Raw genomic sequence first — 16,659 nt, forward strand, 5'->3', positions numbered from 1 at the left:
GTCACCTCGGCACGGGCTTCAGCAGCAGTTTGTGCGGCCGGAGCGTGATGCCGACCCGGGTGCCGTCGTTGGACCCGGCCACCTGCTCGAAGCGGTACTTGGTCGCCACCGCCGCCGTGATCAGGCTCAGCTGGGCCATCGAGAAGTGGTCGCTGGGGCACTTGCGATTGCCCGTGCTGAAGGGGCTCATGGCGTGTTTCGGCACGTCCTTGGAGCGTTCGGGAAGCCAGCGGTCGGGGTCGAACTCGAGGTTGTCCTTGTACGACTTCGCATCGCGCTGGATCGCGTACGGGCTGTACACGATGTCGGCTCCGGCCGGAATGCGATAGCCACCGAGTTCCGTGTCGGTCACCGCCCGTCGCGTCAATATCCATACGGCGGGCCGAAGCCGCATGGCCTCGATGACGACATTGTTGGTGTGCGTGAGCCGCCGGACATCCTCGAATGCGACGGGCCGGCCGCCGGTCACGGATTCGACTTCGTCGCGGACCTTGTCCGCGTGTTCCGGGTGTTCCGCGAGGACCTGCAGCAGCCACATGATCGTGGACGCGACGGTTTCGCTGCCCGGGGTGACTATCGCGACGACCTGGTCGTGGATCTCCTGTTCCCCGATGGGGTCGCCATTCTCGTCCTTCGCCTCCAGCAATGCCGTCAGCAAATCGTCCGGCTTTTGACCAGATGCCCGGCGCTCGGCGACGATCTCGTCGACGAGGAGATGCAAATCGGCCAGGGCCCGGTTGAATTTGCGATTGGGCGGCAGCGGCAGCTTGTACAGCGGTCCGAGCGGGACCACCATCCGCCGGTACATACCGCGGAAGACGGTGGCGAGCGCGACGCACAACCGCTCGGCACGCTCGTCCATGTAGTCGCCGCGCAGCAGGCAGCGGGCCGCGATGCGCACGGCGACGCGGAAGGACTCGGAGGTGCAGTCGATCGTCTCGCCGGGCTTCCAGCGCTCGGTGAGCGCGTGCGCCTCCTCCTCCATGACCGGCCCGTAGGCGGGGATCGCGTCGAGCCGGAACGCGGGCTGGATGGTGCGCCGTTGCCGCCGGTGGCGGGGCCCGTTGGCGGTCGCCACGCCCTCCTTGCCGAGCAGCCCCTCCAGGGACTCCCACAGCGGGCCGTCGATCTTGAAGTCGGGGTTCAGCGCCAGGGCGCCGGTGAGCGCCGGAGTGGTGGGCGCGTACACCGTCTTCGGGCCGAGCTTCAGCCGTACGACGTCGCCGTACTCGCGCAGTCCGGACATGAAGGCGAGCGGGTCGCGCACCAGCTTCAGGCCGTGGCCGAGAACCGGGACGGCGCCGCCGGCGAGAGGTGGCTCACGCAGCTCCGATTCCGCATATATCTGCGGTTCGGGCTTCACAGACTCGACGGTCATTTCTCACCTGCCGCTTCGTTGTTGACGTACGGGGGCGTGGACCGGTCGTCCCAGCTGTCGACCATGTAACGGCCGGACTCGTGGTGGAACCAGTAGACGGTGCTGAACCAGTTCCGCATATTGCAGACGCAGGCCCTTACGGCGGCACTCAGTTCTTTTCCCCGCACGGTGCCGTCGGCGAGTTCGTCGGCGAAATGTAACGCGCTTCGTTCGGCGACGATGAATTCGGAGATGCATTTCTCGACGCGCCGCCTGATTTCTGCGACGGATTCCTCGAGAGTCAGCCCCTGGTGTTTGATGAGGCTGATTCCGAGATTGTGCACCTCGTCGCCCGCGATTTCCTTCGGGAGCGAGCAGAGGTCGTTGTACCAGGCGGCGAATTCCTGGCTCAGCAGCGCCGCCCGCCGATATGCCGGGTGTTTCCGCACGCTGTCCGGGAGTTCACATCCGGCGCTCGGCTCCAGCAGATCGGTCCAGATCCAGTGCGCAAAGGTGAGGCGGCGCAGTTCGAGGTACTCCTCGACCGTGGGGATGATCCCCTCGGTGCGGTTCCTGAACTCCCGGTCGTACGCCTCGATCACCGCGTGGAAGTGCCGCGCGAAGCGCGCGTTCCACGTCTCGGGCAGGAACGAGTACAGGCGCACCATGCTGTCGGCAAGTCCCGCGACCAGGGGGTCGCCGTGGTGCAGGTGGTCCTCGGGGGTGTCGAGGGCCGCGTGCAGGCTGATCCGCAGAGTGCGCCAGGCACCGGGCCGCCGGTGGACGATGTCGCGGTCGTGGCGGTCGTCCCAGACGAAGAACCACGCACTGTAGTCCGCTATCGCCTGGAGGACCTCGTCCGGGGCGCCGAGGTAGTACCCCGCCATGAGGTCGGTGTAGCAAAGTCGGTCGGCATATTCCTCCACCTTGTCCGCCGACATGAGCCGTTTCTCGAGCAGCCAGGCGCGTGTCTTCTCCTGCAATCGAGGCCAATACGCATGCAGTTGTCGGGGAAATGCGACCTCGATCACCGGGAGTGAGAGTGATGGTGGGACCGCGACCGCGGTCGATGTGGTGCTGTATGGGAAACCAGGCACGAACAAACCCCTCTCAGCCGCCAGTTACGCACGCCCCTCCCGCTGTGCCGGGCGTGCGCCGTTGCGTATCCCCGCACATCCCATTCAGCACTACAACTGACCGTTCTGGGAACGGATTTGCTCCATTCACTACCCCATGGTGCCGAGAATCTCCCCTTGTGTGACTGATTATGGATCACTACAGGCACACATACGATCGAATGTGCGACGGACTGACGAACGGCGCCTGGTCAGGACGGGAAACCTGAACAGACGCCGTGCGTATGGGAGTTGTGCTCGGTCGTGAGGACCGTGAGGCCTCAGTCGTTGGCGACCACGGCGTAGCGGGGCTCGTTCTCGGCCATCTGCCTCAGCGCGTCCTTGCGCTCTCGCTTGGAGAGGCGGTCGATGTAGAGGTAGCCGTACAGATGGTCGGTCTCGTGCTGCAAACACCGGGCGAAGTAGCCGGTGCCGCGGACCTTGATCGGGTTGCCCTTCTCGTCCTGCCCGGTCACCTCGGCGTAGTCCGGCCGGGCGAGCGGCGCGTACGCGGTCGGCACCGACAGGCACCCTTCGTTGCTGTCGTCCAGCCGGCGCTTCTCGGCGGGCAGGTCGACGAGCCTGGGGTTGCAGACGACACCGACGTGCCGCACACCCTCGTCGTCCCCGCAGTCGTAGACGAAGACCTTCAGGTCGACGCCGATCTGGTTGGCGGCCAGGCCCACACCCTCGGCGGTGCGCTGGCTGGCGAACATGTCCGCGACCAGCTGCTGCAGCTCGTCGCCGAAGTCGGTGACGTCCCTGCACTCCTTGTGGAGCACCGGGTTCCCGACGACCGTGATCGGCCGCGAGGTGCCCCGCTCACGCCAGGCGTTCTCGCGCTCCTCGGCCTCCTCGACGTCGATGACGAAACCCTCGTCGTCCACGGGGAGCACGCCCACGTGCTGCTGATCGGTGTCCTGCTGCGCCATGACCGACGTATGCCTTCCTAAACCTAAACAAGGGGTGAAGCTGCTGATACAGGGTACGGGTAGCGCCCCCTGCAGGGGTGCGGGACTGTATCCATGGGCGTCTTCGCCGCGTGGGCGCGACCAGCCACGACGGACCCGCGGTCGGCAACGCTCCTAACAAACCTCTTCGAGATCCCGCCAATCCCGAGAGTCCGGGCTGTCCGCAACCCACCCGTCCAGCAACCCCCGCACCAAGGAGGCCGGGGCGGCGACGCCGCACTCCCGCTCCGGCACCCACAGCTGACCGTCGGTCCGATGCCCCAGCGGCCCGGGATGCCCCGGCTCACTGTGGTCGTGCGGATCCAGATGCTCCCCGTCGCCCTCGTCGGACGGCATCCGCGACTCGGAACACATCCGGCACAGCAGCCGCACCGAGGACGACCAGTCCTCCGCGGCGAAGCCGGCATCCGCGGCCAGCTGCTCCAGCGCGTCCCGGTCCGCCTCGCTGGCCGCCTCGAGCAGCACCACCCAGGTCGGCACGGGCGACGGCGCCCACAGCTCGATCTCATCGAAGACCGGGTAGGAATGGCCCGCCGTCGTGGTCCGCTCCCCGTGCGGCACCCCGTCGTGCAGGACGACCTCGCCCCAGCGCCGCCCGGAGGACGGCAGCGGGATCGACAGCACCTCGATACGGGCGGGGTCCAGCCGCCGCCCCCACACGACCTCGGCCTCCCCCTCGGGGGACAGCCGCACGGCCGCGCTGCCGAGGTCCATGCCCACGGGCTCCCCGGACGCGGTGGCCACGCCCGGCACCCTCAGTCCGTACGCCTGCCAGGCCCGCCGTGCGAGCGGCCAGTCCTGCAGGGCGGTGGCCGCGATGCCGACGTTCCACCAGTCGGGCGCCCCGGTCTCCCGGTCGAGCAGCGCGACGGCCCGCAGACCCGCCGCCCGGGCCTGCTCCCAGTCGTGCCGGAACTTGTGCAGAAGGGCGAGATTGAACCAGGACTCGGACAGCCAGGGCTCCAGATCGGCGGCACGTGTCAGCAGCGCGCCCGCGTCCTCGTACCGGCCGTCGCCGATCAGGGTGAACGCGCGGTCGGTGGCCTGCCGCCAGGAGGCGGAGGGCCGGTGCCGTCCCTTGCCGAAGATCCTCACGATTCCCGCCTGCCAGTTCCGTGGGTGGGCTGGCTAGTGCTGCCCCCGGACACCCTCTCATTCGCATCCAACCACGTACGGCTGGAAGGGCGCTCATTACCCATGGGTTACCCAGCCGCGGGCAGGGTCAGACAGTCCCGTGCGAGGACCCGGGCCAGCGATTCCACGACGTCGGGCGCGTAGTCCTCGCCCGTGGCGAGCCGCAGCTCCTCCAGTGCCGTCAGGGGGCCGCCGGGCCCCGCGTCGCGGGCCTTCTCCTCATACGCGTTGACAGCCCGCACGATCCGGGCGGCGACCGGCTGCTCGCGATAGGGATCGGCCTGCCGCTCCACGACCACGGCGACCGACGGGTCGACCCCGGTCTGGCGTACGACGGCCCCGCCGAGCAGGGCGATCCGGCGCTGCTCGGCCGCGGGCAGCACGGCGGTGGCGCCCGCCGGCACCGGATCGAGAAGGCTCAGCTGTCCGATGTCGTGCATCAGGGCCGCGTACTCCAGCACGGTCAGCTCGGGCCGGGTCAGCCCCAGCTCCCGCCCGACGGCGCGGCAGAGGGTCGCCACGCGCCGGGCATGCCCGGCGGGCGTGTACCCGGCGATCTCGGTGGCGCGGGCCAGCGAGGTGATGGTCTGCCGGTACGTGGTGCGCACGGCGGCGTACCGGCGGAAGGACAGCTGGGTCAGCAGCAGCGGCAGCGAGAACACGGGCAGCGCCCACAGCCCGACGACGGCGACCGCGAGCGCCATCACCGCGCCCGTGGCGCACACCGCCGACCCGATGCCGAGGAGGGCGTGCAGTTCGTCCCGCAGCAGCGGGCCGAAGGGCCACCGGGTCCGGGCGTGCGCGAGCGCGGCGGCGAGCACGGCGTCGCACAGCGCGGTGAGGGCGAGCAGCGCCACCAGCAGCAGTGCGTATGCGGGACCGCGCCACTCGACGAACACCCCCCGGTTGTACAGGGGTTGGAAGCAGACGGCGGCGAATCCGACGGTGAGCACGCGCCGCGCGAGATGGTCGAGCACGGGCCCCCGGCCGCGCGCGACGTGCGGCACGCTGCCGAGGAGGGCGGCGGCGAGGACGACGGCGACGACCTGGGTGACGCCGTGGTGCGTGGCCTGCCCTGCGTCCTCCCCGAGCAGGGCGTACGACAGCGCTCCGGCGGCCCCGAGCGGCGCGGCCTCCCGGACCCGGGCGCCGGTCCAGCGGGTGAGCTCGCCGACGGTGACGAGCAGGCCGAAGGCGAGCGCGGTGGAGGGCTCCTCCAGGCCGGTCCAGAGGGTGACGGCGAGGGAGCCGGCGGCGAGCAGGGCGGCGCAGGTGTGGATGAGGACCGTCAGCGGTGGACGGGCGCTCATCGGTGGGCTCTCGGCCGCGGGGAGAGGGGCGCGGCCGGTGCCGGGACGCGCGGCTGCTCCTGCGCGGTGACCGCCGGATGCCAGCCGTGCCTGCCGAGTGCCCGCACCAGTGCCGTGACCATCAGCGGGTCGAACTGCGATCCCGCGCACCGCTCCAGCTCCTCCAGAGCGGCTGGAACGGGCCGGGCCCGCCGGTAGGACCGCGTGGACGTCATCGCGTCGAAGGCGTCCGCCACGGCCACCACCCGTGCCGACTCCGGGATTTGGGCCCCCATCAGCCCGTACGGATAGCCGCTCCCGTCCAGCCGCTCGTGATGGTGCAGTACGGCGGCCCGGGCCTCGCCGAGAAAACCGATTCCGCGCACCATCTCGTGGCCGTACTCGGGATGCAGCTCGATCACCCGCCGTTCCTCGGGGGTGAGCGGCCCGTCCTTGCGCAACAGCCGTGTGGGGACGCCGAGTTTGCCCACGTCGTGCAGGATCCCGGCGAACCGCAGCACCTCCACGCGCGCGTCGTCCAGGCCGAGTTCACGCGCGATCATCATCGAGGCCTGCCCGACCCGTTCACTGTGGCCGCGCGTGTACTCGTCCTTGATGTCGACGGCCTGCACGAGTGCCCGGATCGTCGCCTGGTGGGCGGCGCGCTCGCGGTGGTACTGCGCGAAGACCCACCAGGACACGCACATCGGCAGCAGCACGAGCAGCGCGGCGAAGGGTCCGTACGGGCTGCGCCACAGGACGGCCATCATCAGTCCGGCGAGCCCGTGCACCGCCACCGGCGCGAGGGATCGTACGAACAGTCCCCGCCAGGCCGGCGGCACCTGCACCCTCCCCCGCCGCCCGCAGGGCGCGGACCCTGCTCCCGTGGTCAGCGCGCGGATCCCGCCGTCCAGGGCGGTCAGCACCAGGCAGAACGCCAGGACGGCGGCCCCGGCGGGCGCGAGCGCGTACGGGAAGTCGGACGCCACGACCGCGTCCCGCCCGCCCAGCGCCCAGTGCACCCAGCTCGCGGCCCACACGCCGAGGACCAGCTGGGCGGCCCGCCAGATCCGGCGCAGCCGGTGCGGCCGCTGGTCGACCCGGGAGAGCAGCGCCCCCGGCAGCACGACCAGGGCGGCGGCGGGCGGCGGCAGCAGGAAGGCCCCGGCGAGCAGCACGGGGTAGAACGTTCCGGCAAAGCGCCAGCGGGCGGCGGCCTGCTCGCAGGATGCGTACAGCACGGCGAGCAACCCCACCGCCCACCAGGGCGTCTGTGTCAGGGGGAGCGGAAGCAGGCAGAACAGGGCGCCGAGGACCGTACAGGCGACGTATGCGCGTGCCCGTGCCGGAACCGCCTCCATCACGCCCTCCCCGGCCGAACCTGCTTCAGGCCGAGGAGCCTAGAGCGGGCCGGGGGGAGTCCGCGGGCTTATGAACCGCGGATTAGCACGTTCGAGTGACGGCAGCCCCGTCCCGGGGAGTTCAGGACTCCTGCGGGGTCGCGGTGATGTCGTGCTCGGGGACGGTCTGCCCGGAGCGGATCAGGTCGAGCCGCCCCAGGACCTTGGCGCGCAGGTCGCTGGGCACGTCGTCATGTCCGCAGCACCGCTTGACGAGCTTCTTCACGGCCTGCTCGAGCCCGTACTTCTCCAGGCACGGCGAGCACTCCGTGAAGTGCTGCTTGAACTTGTCGCGGTCGACGTCCGGCATCTCGCTGTCGAGGAACTCGTAGAGATGGTCGAGGACCTCACTGCAGTCCGTCTCGTGCGGCTCTCCGCAGCTCATGAGCCCGAGCCTTTCGCTTCGTTCGACTCTCCGGCGCCGGCCGGGACCAGTCCGCGCTCACGGGCGTAGTCCTCGAGCATTCCGCGCAGTTGACGGCGGCCCCGGTGCAGCCGGGACATCACCGTACCGATGGGTGTCCCCATGATGTCCGCGATCTCCTTGTACGCAAAGCCTTCTACGTCAGCGAGGTAGACCGCGATGCGGAACTCCTCGGGGATCGCCTGGAGCGCTGCCTTCACGTCCGAGTCCGGCAGGTGGTCGAGCGCCTGCGACTCCGCGGAGCGCAGACCGGTCGACATGTGCGACTCGGCACGGGCGAGCTGCCAGTCCTCGATCTCCTCGGCCGCGGAGCGCTGGGGTTCGCGCTGCTTCTTGCGGTACGAGTTGATGAACGTGTTCGTGAGGATCCGGTACAGCCACGCCTTGAGGTTGGTGCCTTCACGGAACTGGTGGAAGGACGCGTACGCCTTGGCATACGTCTCCTGCACCAGGTCCTCCGCGTCGGCCGGGTTGCGCGTCATGCGCAGCGCTGCCGAGTACATCTGGTCGAGGAATTCGAGCGCGTCCCGCTCGAAGCGCGCAGTGCGCTCCGCGGTCGACTCCGCGCTGACGCCCTGGCCCTCGGGCAGCTCCGCCTGGCCGTTGTCGGTCCCTGCGTCGATCCCAGTGACCGGACCCACCTCCTCAAGATGCTGGGCAGCACCGAAACCGGTCCCACCAGAATCGGAGGATAGACGACGACCCGTCCCCGCCGCCCCTCGAATAGGGGTGGTCTTGGCCGCAGACAGCACCGTCCAGTCCAGGTCAGTGCGGCTGCTGCGGCTCGGGCATGCGGTCGAACCCATGCGGCGGACTTCCTCTCCCACGACGTCGGTGCTGGTCGTTCAGCACTTCTGTCCGCCTCAACAGTGACCGCCCGCCCAGCATTCCCAACCTTTACCCGAGTGACGCGATCCACTGGACGACACCGTCCGTGATGATCTCCAGGGCCCGGTCCTGGGTGATCTCCGCACGTTTGGGCACGGCGAACCCGTGATCGCCGTGCGGCACCTCGACCAACTCGTACGACCCGTCCGGGAACTCCCCGGGCTTGCCGAAGGGGTCGTTCCCGCCCTGTACGACGAGGGTGGGCACCCCGGATCCGAGCAGTTCCCCGGCGCGGGACTTCTCCGGCTTGCCCGGCGGGTGCAGCGGAAAGCTGAGGGCCAGGACGGCGTGTGCGCCCAGCTCGGTGGCCGTACGGCAGGCGACGCGGGCACCGGCGCTGCGGCCGCCCGAGACCACGGGCAGCCCGGGGTCGGACACGGCGGGCCAGATCCCCCGCCACCCCACGTCCAGGGTCTTCGGCGGGGACGCCACCCTCTTGCCGGCCACCCGCCAGGGCTGCTCGACGAGGGCGACGGTCACGCCCTGCCCCGGGAGGACCGCGGCCAGCGCCTGCAGGTCCCGTGCCTCGGTGCCGCCGCCGGCGCCGTGGCTCACCGCGAGCACGAGCCGTGCCTTCTTCGCCGGGTGCCAGGTGATGCGGGCGTCTCCGGCATCCGTACCAATGATCTCGGTCGTCACGTCAGAAGAGTGTGCCCTCTTCGGGCCCCTCCAGCTCCTTCAGCAGCTCCGGGCCGTTGTTGCGGACGTTGCTGACCGCGGTGGACACGGGGTAGGCGCGCATCAGTCCGGCGGGCGGCGGCTCCAGCAGCGACCGCAGGTCGTCGAGGTCGGTGCGCGACGGGTCGAGCCAGGAGTCCCAGCGGTCCGGGGTGAGCATCAGCGGCATGCGGGGGTGAATCTCCGCCAGCGCGTGCGGCCCCTCGGCCGGTGCCACCGCGAGCGGGGTCGTCTCGGCCTCCGTGGTGATGACGGAGCAGGTCACCCACCAGGACAGCGGGTGGTCGTCGGGCAGGGTCTTGTCCCGCCAGAACTCGTAGAGCCCGGCCATCGCGAAGACCGACCCGTCGGCGGGCAGCACGAAGTACGGCTGCTTGCGCGGCCGCTTCTTCTTCCCCTCGACCTCCAGGTCCCGCTCGCCCGTGCCGGTGACCCACTCGTAGTAGCCGTCGGCGGGGATGATGCAACGGCGGGAGGAGAAGGCCCGCTTGTACGACGGCTTCTCGTGGACGGTCTCGGCACGGGCGTTGATCATCCGCGCCCCGCCCTCGGGAGTCTTCGACCAGGACGGAACCAGGCCCCACTTGAGCTTCCGGAGCTGGCGAACCGGCCGCGGGTCCTGCACGTCCTTAAGAGGACGGTCCAGGACGGCGTAGACCTCCTTGGTCGGGGCCACGTTGTAGTCGGGCGCCAGGGTCTCCTCGGGTTCCCACTTCTCGACCTCAAAGATTCCTGCGAGATCCTCGGGCCTACGACTGGCTGCATACCGTCCGCACATACGTGCCACACTGCCAGGCCCACCCGCCACCCGACCACCACCCCTCAATGATTGCGCTACGCGCAAGCCCCTACTGACTGCGACCCGAGGGAGCCCCCGCCACACATGGACACCACCGCAACCGCCTCGCTCGCCTCCCTCTGGGACGAGGTCTCCGGCAGCCAGCCCGACCCCGATCTGTGGGTGGTGATCGCGACTCTGGTCGCCGCGCTCGCCGTGGTCGTCCCGCACACCTTCTGGCGCGTCTTCCGCAACGCCATCACCATCGCCCACGAGGGCGGCCACGGCCTCGTCGCCCTGCTCACCGGCCGCCAACTCACCGGCATACGGCTGCACTCCGACACCAGCGGCCTGACCGTCAGCCGCGGCAAGCCGCACGGCCTCGGCATGATCCTCACCGCGGCCGCCGGCTACACCGCTCCCCCACTGCTCGGCCTCGGCGGCGCCGCACTCCTCGCCGCAGGACACATCACGCTGCTGCTGTGGCTGGCGACGGCCCTGCTGGTGGCGATGCTGGTGATGATCCGCAACGCGTACGGGGCCCTGACGGTCGTCCTCACCGGCGGCACGTTCCTCGTGGTGTCCTGGCTGGCCGGCCCCCAGGTCCAGGCGGCGTTCGCGTACGCGGTGGTGTGGTTCCTGCTGGTCGGCGGCGTACGCCCGGCCTTCGAACTCCAGGCCAAGCGCAGCCGCGGCGGCGCGGGCGACTCGGACGCGGACCAGCTGTCCCGCCTGACGCACGTACCGGCGGGGCTGTGGCTGTTCCTGTTCCACGCGGTGAGCCTGTGCTCTCTGATAGGCGGCGGCAGGTGGTTGCTCGAGGTGTGAGGCAGCCCGAAGGGGCGCATCACAGGGGCGCGGGGTGTCGATGTGCGACTCCGCCGCGGGGCGCGACCAGCCACTACGGCGCCGCACCTGTACGACGGCCCGTACAACCCCCTGCTTATAGAGTGGACCCATGGCCCCGAACCCCGCGCAGACCGCCCTCTGGCCCGCCCCGCACGCGAGCGGAGCCGTCGACGCGACGGTCCACGTGCCCGGGTCCAAGTCGGTCACCAACCGCGCCCTCGTGCTCGCCGCCCTCGCCTCCGAACCCGGCTGGCTGCGCCGCCCGCTGCGCTCCCGGGACACGCTGCTGATGGCGGGCGCGCTGCGCGCGATGGGCGTCGGCATCGAGGAGGGCGTGGGCCCCGACGGCACGGGCGAGACCTGGCGTGTGCTCCCCACCGGCCTGCACGGCCCGGCCACGGTCGACGTCGGCAACGCCGGCACGGTGATGCGCTTCCTGCCGCCGGTCGCCGCGCTCGCCGACGGCCCCATCCGCTTCGACGGCGACCCGAGGTCGTACGAGCGTCCCCTGAACGGCGTCATCGACGCACTGCGGGTACTCGGCGCCCGGATCGACGACGACAGCCGCGGGGCGCTGCCGCTGACGGTGCACGGGGGCGGGGCACTGGACGGCGGTCCGGTGGAGATCGACGCGTCCTCGTCGTCGCAGTTCGTGTCGGCCCTGCTCCTGTCCGGCCCGCGCTTCAACCAGGGCGTCGAGGTCCGCCACACCGGCTCCTCCCTGCCCTCCCTGCCGCACATCCGCATGACCGTCGACATGCTGCGCGCGGTCGGCGCCCAGGTGGACACTCCGGAGTCCGGCGGCGAGGCCAACGTCTGGCGGGTGACGCCGGGTGCCCTGCTCGGCCGGGACCTGACCATCGAGCCGGACCTGTCCAACGCGCAGCCGTTCCTGGCGGCGGCCCTGGTGACGGGCGGCAAGGTCGTCGTCCCCGACTGGCCGGCCCGCACCACGCAGCCCGGCGACAAGCTGCGGGAGATCTTCACCGAAATGGGCGGTTCCTACGAACTGACCGAGTACGGGCTTGAGTTCACCGGTTCGGGTGCCATCCACGGTATCGACGTGGACCTGGGCGAGGTCGGCGAGCTGACCCCGGGCATCGCGGCGGTCGCGGCCCTCGCGGACTCCCCCTCAACCCTGCGGGGCGTGGCCCACCTGCGCCTGCACGAGACGGACCGGCTGGCCGCGCTCACCAAGGAGATCAACGAACTCGGCGGTGATGTGACCGAGACCGCCGACGGCCTGCACATCCGCCCGCGCCGCCTGCACGGCGGGATCTTCCACACGTACGAGGACCACCGCATGGCGACGGCCGGCGCGATCATCGGCCTCGCGGTCCAGGGCGTGCAGATCGAGAACGTGGCGACGACGGCGAAGACCCTGCCGGACTTCCCCGAGTTGTGGACCGGGATGCTCGGGAGCGATGGGGCGTAGGGGACTCACGCCATGCGCCGCTACGGCAAGCACACCGACGAGGACGACATCCGAAGCCGCCCGAACCGCAAGGGCAACCGGCCTCGTACGAACATCCGGCCCAAGCACGAGGAGGCGGTGGACGGCCTGGTCGTCACCGTCGACCGGGGCCGCCTCACCTGTCTCGTCGAGGACCGCGTGGTCACGGCGATGAAGGCCCGCGAACTCGGCCGCAAGGCCGCGGTGGTCGGCGACCGAGTGGCCATCGTGGGCGACCTGTCCGGGGGCAAGGACACCCTCGCCCGTATCGTCCGCATCGAGCCGCGCACCTCGGTCCTGCGGCGCACCGCGGACGACGACGATCCGTACGAGCGCGTGGTCGTCGCCAACGCCGACCAGCTGGCCATCGTCACCGCCCTCGCCGATCCCGAGCCGCGCCCGCGCCTGATCGACCGCTGTCTGGTCGCGGCGTACGACGGCGGTCTCGACCCGCTGCTCGTCCTCACCAAGTCCGACCTCGCCTCTCCCGACGAACTCCTCGAGCTGTACGGGGCGTTGGGCGTCCCCTACGTCGTGACCAGCCGTGAGGAACTGGAGAGCGGCGCGGCGGTGGACCGCGTCCGCAAGCAGCTGGACGGCAAGATGACGGCGTTCGTCGGGCACTCGGGCGTGGGCAAGACAACCCTGGTCAACGCGCTGGTCACGCAGGAGCGGCGACGCAGTACCGGCATCGTCAACGCCGTCACGGGCCGCGGCCGGCACACCACCACCTCGGCGCGCGCGATCCCGCTGCCGGACAGTGCGGGCTGGGTCGTCGACACCCCCGGCGTGCGCTCCTTCGGTCTGCACCACGTGGACCCGTCCCGGGTCATCAAGGCCTTCCCGGACCTGGAGCCCGGCACCGAGGGCTGCCCGCGCGCATGCAGTCACGACGAGCCGGACTGCGCGCTGGACCAGTGGGTGGCCGACGGACATGCCGACCCGGCCCGCCTGTACTCCCTGCGCCGGCTGCTGTCGACCCGTGAGCGGACGGAGGGCGACTGAGCGGAAGCAAGGCGACTGACCTCAGCGTTGTTTGTGAGTGCGCGAGTCCGGTAAGTGCATAATCGCACCGAGCCGGACATACGGGAGGACCACACATGGCGTGGCTGCTGGTAGTAGTGGCCGGGTTGCTCGAAACGGGTTTCGCCGTGTGCCTCAAGCTCTCCCACGGCTTCACCCGCCTGTGGCCCACGGTCGCGTTCTGCATCTTCGCCCTGGGCAGCTTCGGCCTCCTCACCCTTGCCCTGCGAAAGCTGGACGTCGGCCCCGCCTACGCCGTGTGGACCGGCATCGGCGCGGCGGGCACCGCGATCTACGGCATGATCTTCCTCGGCGACCTGGTGTCGACGCTGAAGCTCATCTCGATCAGCTTCGTGATCGTCGGCGTGATCGGCCTCCAGCTCTCCGGATCGGCCCACTAGAGCCTGCGCCGGGCGACCAGCACGCCGTCGCCCGGCTCAAGTGACCGCCGCCCTACGCCACTTGCCGGGGCAGAGCGGTCCGCACCAGGTCCGCCACCCCGCCCTCCCCCGGCGGCGCCGCGACGCAGGACAGGGCGATGCGCACCACGAGCTCGCAGGAGCGCGCCAGTTCGGCGGTGTCCGGCTTGAACGCGCCGGGTCCCGACAGCACGGCCACGGCCCGGTCACGGACCATCGCCACGAAGTCGCCGGGCGACGGCAGCGGTCCGTCCGCCCGCCGCTGCGCCGGCACCGCCGAGGAGGACGGCACCGCGGACAGCGTCGGCGAGGGCAACCGCTCGCTCCAGCAACCGGTCAGCATGGCCCGTACGAGCGCGTTGTCGCGGGCCGTGGAGGCGGTCCACTCGGCGGTCGCGGTCAGCCGTTCACGGGCGTCGCTGTGCGTGGTGAGCGCACGTTCGACCCCGGCGAGGTACGCGTCCGCCTCCCTTCTCACCAGTGCCCGGGCAAGACCTTCCTTGCTGCCGAACTCGTTGTAGAGGGTCTGCCGGGACACTCCGGCCACCGCGGCCACGTCCACCATGCGCACGGCGGACCATGGTCGGCGCGCCAGCGCCGTGTACGCGGCGTCCAGTAGGGATTCCCGCGCTGCAGGCATCATCGCCTCCCTGGGGCGAGCGGCTCTGCGCCCAGATTTGACGCGCGCGGGGGCACTGTCAAGGGTTCGCGAGCGCACGCGCGGGCGCCCTTCGGCGGCAGTGAGCCATCGGGGGGCCGCCCGATGTGCCGCCAAACCGTGAGGAAGGCCCGGTGGCCCCATCGCGACCTCGCCGGATAGCGTGCGTTCCATGCCGGACTACCTCGACGACCTCCGCTTCGCCCACGTCCTCGCGGACGCCGCCGACGCGGCCACCATGGCCCGCTTCAAGGCACTCGACCTCAAGGTCGAGACGAAACCGGACATGACCCCGGTGAGCGAAGCGGACAAGGCGGCGGAAGAACTCATCCGCGGCCAGCTCCAGCGCGCCCGCCCCCGCGACGCAATCCTCGGCGAGGAGTACGGCATCGAGGGCACCGGACCCCGCCGCTGGGTGATCGACCCGATCGACGGCACCAAGAACTACGTACGCGGTGTGCCGGTGTGGGCCACGCTGATCTCCCTGATGGAGGCGGCGGAGGGCGGCTACCGGCCCGTCGTCGGCGTCGTCTCGGCCCCCGCGCTCGGCCGCCGCTGGTGGGCCGCGCAGGGCGGCGGCGCCTTCACCGGCCGCAGCCTCACCTCGGCCTCCCGCCTGCGCGTCTCCCAGGTCTCGAAGCTGTCGGACGCCTCCTTCGCGTACTCCTCCCTGACCGGCTGGGAGGACCAGGGCCGGCTGGGCGGCTTCCTGGACCTGACCCGCGAGGTGTGGCGCACGCGCGCGTACGGCGACTTCTGGCCCTACATGATGGTCGCCGAGGGCTCGGTCGACATCTGCGCCGAACCGGAACTCTCCCTCTGGGACATGGCCGCCAACGCGATCATCGTCACCGAGGCGGGCGGCACCTTCACCGGCCTCGACGGCCGCCCCGGCCCGCACAGCGGCAACGCGGCCGCGTCGAACGGCCTGCTGCACGACGAGTTCCTGGGGTATCTCAACGAGCGGTACTGAGAAACACGGGGTGAACGCGCACGCCCCGAAGTAGCCGCACGCGCCCTCTTGTTGACCCGTGCTTTACCTGCGACTCTGAGAGTCCCCCCACTTGTGAACTTGTGAATTCCTGAACTAACGGACCGGGATCCGTCAGTCACCAGGGGTTCCCTAGGAGGTGGCTCCCTTCCATGCTCGTCCGCGACGCCATGAGCACGGTGGTCCTCACCATCGGCCCCGCCCACACGCTCCGCCAGGCCGCAGCCCTGATGTCCGCCCGCCGTGTAGGCGCGGCCGTGGTCCTCGATCCGGACGCCGGCGGCATCGGCATCCTCACCGAACGCGACATCCTCAACTCCATCGGCCTCGGCCAGGACCCGGACACGGAACGCACCTACGACCACACCACCAGCGACGTCGTCTTCGCCGCCCCGTCCTGGACGCTGGACGAAGCGGCCCGAGCCATGGCCCACGGCGGCTTCCGCCACCTCATCGTCCTCGACCGGGGCGAGCCCGCCGGCATCGTCTCGGTCCGGGACATCATCCGCTGCTGGGCACCGGTACGGCAGCACGTGCCCGCCTGATCGCACAGGTGGGCCGGGCCCCGAGGGCCCGGCCCACCCCTCACCCGCCCGCCTTAGACTCAATCCAAAACCAGCAGGTATCCAAAATCACACCTGTTCGGAAAATGGTCCCCCGGCTGTTAGGCTGGGCTTCATGAGCGACCTTCTGGAACGACTGCGCGGACGCGGATGGCGTATGACCGCGCAGCGTCGCGTCGTGGCCGAGGTTCTCGACGGTGAGCACGTACACATGACGGCCGACGAGGTCCACTCCAGGGCCGTCACCAAGCTGCCCGAGATCTCCCGGGCGACCGTCTACAACACGCTGGGCGAGCTGGTCTCCCTCGGCGAGGTGCTCGAGGTCTCCACCGACAAGCGCGCCAAGCGGTACGACCCGAACGCGCACCGTCCGCACCACCACCTGGTCTGCGCCCAGTGCGGCGCGATCCGCGACGTCCACCCGAGCGGCAACCCGCTCGCCGACCTCCCCGACACGGAGCGCTTCGGCTTCACGGTGTCGGACGTCGAGGTCACCTACCGCGGCATCTGCCCGAACTGCGCGGCGGCCTAGCGCCCTTCGGCCTTCACCGAGGCCCCGGCACCCCTTGGGGATGCCGGGGCTTTGTGCTGCCTACAGGCTTCCTGAATCTGACGGTCCGTCATATCGTCGTGCGGCACCCCCCGCTCCGTACCGAACTCCGCAAGGAG

General features: G+C 70.4%; 18 protein-coding genes. 7 read left to right on the plus strand and 11 right to left on the minus strand.

The features are described from left to right. Nucleotide 1: 1 nt before the first annotated feature. The 10 genes from OG303_RS18360 to OG303_RS18405 form a co-directional block, all read right to left on the minus strand. Nucleotides 2-1,378, minus strand: a complete 1,377-nt coding sequence (locus OG303_RS18360; RefSeq protein WP_405869477.1) for a cytochrome P450 — start codon at nt 1,376-1,378, stop codon at nt 2-4. Next, entirely contained in the window at nt 1,375-2,454 is a 1,080-nt protein-coding gene (gene cyc1 / locus OG303_RS18365) for an epi-isozizaene synthase (RefSeq protein WP_405869478.1), read from the minus strand. Before cyc1 ends, OG303_RS18360 begins: the two co-directional genes overlap by 4 nt. Before the next feature lie 299 nt (nt 2,455-2,753). Beyond that, a complete protein-coding gene (gene def, locus OG303_RS18370) occupies nt 2,754-3,404 on the minus strand; it encodes a peptide deformylase (protein ID WP_405869479.1) in 651 nt (216 codons plus the stop codon). A gap of 153 nt (nt 3,405-3,557) precedes the next feature. Continuing rightward, nucleotides 3,558-4,538, minus strand: a complete 981-nt coding sequence (locus tag OG303_RS18375) for a tetratricopeptide repeat protein (RefSeq protein WP_405869480.1) — start codon at nt 4,536-4,538, stop codon at nt 3,558-3,560. A 107-nt stretch (nt 4,539-4,645) separates the two neighbouring features. After that, nucleotides 4,646-5,887 carry an HD-GYP domain-containing protein gene (locus OG303_RS18380; RefSeq protein ID WP_405869481.1) on the minus strand — a complete coding sequence of 414 codons (1,242 nt, stop codon included), beginning with the start codon at nt 5,885-5,887 and terminating at the stop codon, nt 4,646-4,648. After that, nucleotides 5,884-7,227 carry an HD-GYP domain-containing protein gene (locus OG303_RS18385; RefSeq protein ID WP_405869482.1) on the minus strand — a complete coding sequence of 448 codons (1,344 nt, stop codon included), beginning with the start codon at nt 7,225-7,227 and terminating at the stop codon, nt 5,884-5,886. The genes OG303_RS18380 and OG303_RS18385 overlap by 4 nt, the downstream gene beginning before the upstream one ends. Before the next feature lie 121 nt (nt 7,228-7,348). Next, complete coding sequence (gene rsrA / locus OG303_RS18390) at nt 7,349-7,651, minus strand: mycothiol system anti-sigma-R factor (protein WP_405869483.1); 303 nt, start codon at nt 7,649-7,651, stop codon at nt 7,349-7,351. Next, on the minus strand, nt 7,648-8,331 hold the full coding sequence (sigR, locus tag OG303_RS18395) for an RNA polymerase sigma factor SigR (protein WP_405869484.1): 684 nt from the start codon (nt 8,329-8,331) through the stop codon (nt 7,648-7,650). The genes rsrA and sigR overlap by 4 nt, the downstream gene beginning before the upstream one ends. Before the next feature lie 256 nt (nt 8,332-8,587). Beyond that, a complete protein-coding gene (locus tag OG303_RS18400) occupies nt 8,588-9,217 on the minus strand; it encodes an alpha/beta family hydrolase (RefSeq protein ID WP_405869485.1) in 630 nt (209 codons plus the stop codon). A gap of 1 nt (nt 9,218) precedes the next feature. Beyond that, entirely contained in the window at nt 9,219-10,034 is an 816-nt protein-coding gene (locus OG303_RS18405; protein ID WP_405869486.1) for an SOS response-associated peptidase, read from the minus strand. Nucleotides 10,035-10,139: 105 nt separating this feature from the next. On the opposite strand from OG303_RS18405, the gene OG303_RS18410 reads away from it, so the two are divergent. The 4 genes from OG303_RS18410 (at nt 10,140) to OG303_RS18425 (ending at nt 13,760) form a co-directional block, all read left to right on the plus strand. After that, a complete protein-coding gene (locus tag OG303_RS18410) occupies nt 10,140-10,862 on the plus strand; it encodes a M50 family metallopeptidase (RefSeq protein WP_405869487.1) in 723 nt (240 codons plus the stop codon). 130 nt (nt 10,863-10,992) lie between these two features. After that, nucleotides 10,993-12,318 carry a 3-phosphoshikimate 1-carboxyvinyltransferase gene (gene aroA, locus OG303_RS18415; RefSeq protein ID WP_405869488.1) on the plus strand — a complete coding sequence of 442 codons (1,326 nt, stop codon included), beginning with the start codon at nt 10,993-10,995 and terminating at the stop codon, nt 12,316-12,318. A 12-nt stretch (nt 12,319-12,330) separates the two neighbouring features. Beyond that, nucleotides 12,331-13,341 carry a ribosome small subunit-dependent GTPase A gene (gene rsgA, locus OG303_RS18420; protein ID WP_405869489.1) on the plus strand — a complete coding sequence of 337 codons (1,011 nt, stop codon included), beginning with the start codon at nt 12,331-12,333 and terminating at the stop codon, nt 13,339-13,341. 95 nt (nt 13,342-13,436) lie between these two features. Continuing rightward, on the plus strand, nt 13,437-13,760 hold the full coding sequence (locus tag OG303_RS18425; RefSeq protein ID WP_405869490.1) for a DMT family transporter: 324 nt from the start codon (nt 13,437-13,439) through the stop codon (nt 13,758-13,760). Between the two features lie 52 nt (nt 13,761-13,812). On the opposite strand, the gene OG303_RS18430 is transcribed toward OG303_RS18425, so the two are convergent. After that, complete coding sequence (locus OG303_RS18430; RefSeq protein WP_405869491.1) at nt 13,813-14,418, minus strand: TetR/AcrR family transcriptional regulator; 606 nt, start codon at nt 14,416-14,418, stop codon at nt 13,813-13,815. A 190-nt stretch (nt 14,419-14,608) separates the two neighbouring features. Here OG303_RS18430 and hisN point away from each other — a divergent pair, with 190 nt between their 5' ends. From hisN to OG303_RS18445, 3 genes are all read left to right on the plus strand, one after another. Continuing rightward, on the plus strand, nt 14,609-15,409 hold the full coding sequence (gene hisN / locus OG303_RS18435) for a histidinol-phosphatase (RefSeq protein WP_405869492.1): 801 nt from the start codon (nt 14,609-14,611) through the stop codon (nt 15,407-15,409). A gap of 170 nt (nt 15,410-15,579) precedes the next feature. Continuing rightward, a complete protein-coding gene (locus OG303_RS18440; protein WP_405869493.1) occupies nt 15,580-15,972 on the plus strand; it encodes a cyclic nucleotide-binding/CBS domain-containing protein in 393 nt (130 codons plus the stop codon). A 133-nt stretch (nt 15,973-16,105) separates the two neighbouring features. Continuing rightward, entirely contained in the window at nt 16,106-16,522 is a 417-nt protein-coding gene (locus OG303_RS18445; protein ID WP_405869494.1) for a Fur family transcriptional regulator, read from the plus strand. Nucleotides 16,523-16,659: the final 137 nt, after the last annotated feature.

Source organism: Streptomyces sp. NBC_00005, from assembly GCF_045160215.1.
Classification (GTDB): Bacteria; Actinomycetota; Actinomycetes; order Streptomycetales; family Streptomycetaceae; genus Streptomyces.

Excerpts from the sequence above, each read along its gene's own strand:
- OG303_RS18360 (WP_405869477.1), bottom strand. The coding sequence starts at position 1,378 with ATGACCGTCGAGTCTGTGAAGCCCGAACCGCAGATATATGCGGAATCG.
- def (WP_405869479.1), bottom strand. The coding sequence starts at position 3,404 with ATGGCGCAGCAGGACACCGATCAGCAGCACGTGGGCGTGCTCCCCGTG.
- OG303_RS18380 (WP_405869481.1), bottom strand. The coding sequence starts at position 5,887 with ATGAGCGCCCGTCCACCGCTGACGGTCCTCATCCACACCTGCGCCGCC.
- OG303_RS18385 (WP_405869482.1), bottom strand. The coding sequence starts at position 7,227 with ATGGAGGCGGTTCCGGCACGGGCACGCGCATACGTCGCCTGTACGGTC.
- rsrA (WP_405869483.1), bottom strand. The coding sequence starts at position 7,651 with ATGAGCTGCGGAGAGCCGCACGAGACGGACTGCAGTGAGGTCCTCGAC.
- OG303_RS18405 (WP_405869486.1), bottom strand. The coding sequence starts at position 10,034 with ATGTGCGGACGGTATGCAGCCAGTCGTAGGCCCGAGGATCTCGCAGGA.
- OG303_RS18410 (WP_405869487.1), top strand. The coding sequence starts at position 10,140 with ATGGACACCACCGCAACCGCCTCGCTCGCCTCCCTCTGGGACGAGGTC.
- aroA (WP_405869488.1), top strand. The coding sequence starts at position 10,993 with ATGGCCCCGAACCCCGCGCAGACCGCCCTCTGGCCCGCCCCGCACGCG.
- rsgA (WP_405869489.1), top strand. The coding sequence starts at position 12,331 with ATGCGCCGCTACGGCAAGCACACCGACGAGGACGACATCCGAAGCCGC.
- OG303_RS18425 (WP_405869490.1), top strand. The coding sequence starts at position 13,437 with ATGGCGTGGCTGCTGGTAGTAGTGGCCGGGTTGCTCGAAACGGGTTTC.
- OG303_RS18430 (WP_405869491.1), bottom strand. The coding sequence starts at position 14,418 with ATGCCTGCAGCGCGGGAATCCCTACTGGACGCCGCGTACACGGCGCTG.
- hisN (WP_405869492.1), top strand. The coding sequence starts at position 14,609 with ATGCCGGACTACCTCGACGACCTCCGCTTCGCCCACGTCCTCGCGGAC.
- OG303_RS18440 (WP_405869493.1), top strand. The coding sequence starts at position 15,580 with ATGCTCGTCCGCGACGCCATGAGCACGGTGGTCCTCACCATCGGCCCC.
- OG303_RS18445 (WP_405869494.1), top strand. The coding sequence starts at position 16,106 with ATGAGCGACCTTCTGGAACGACTGCGCGGACGCGGATGGCGTATGACC.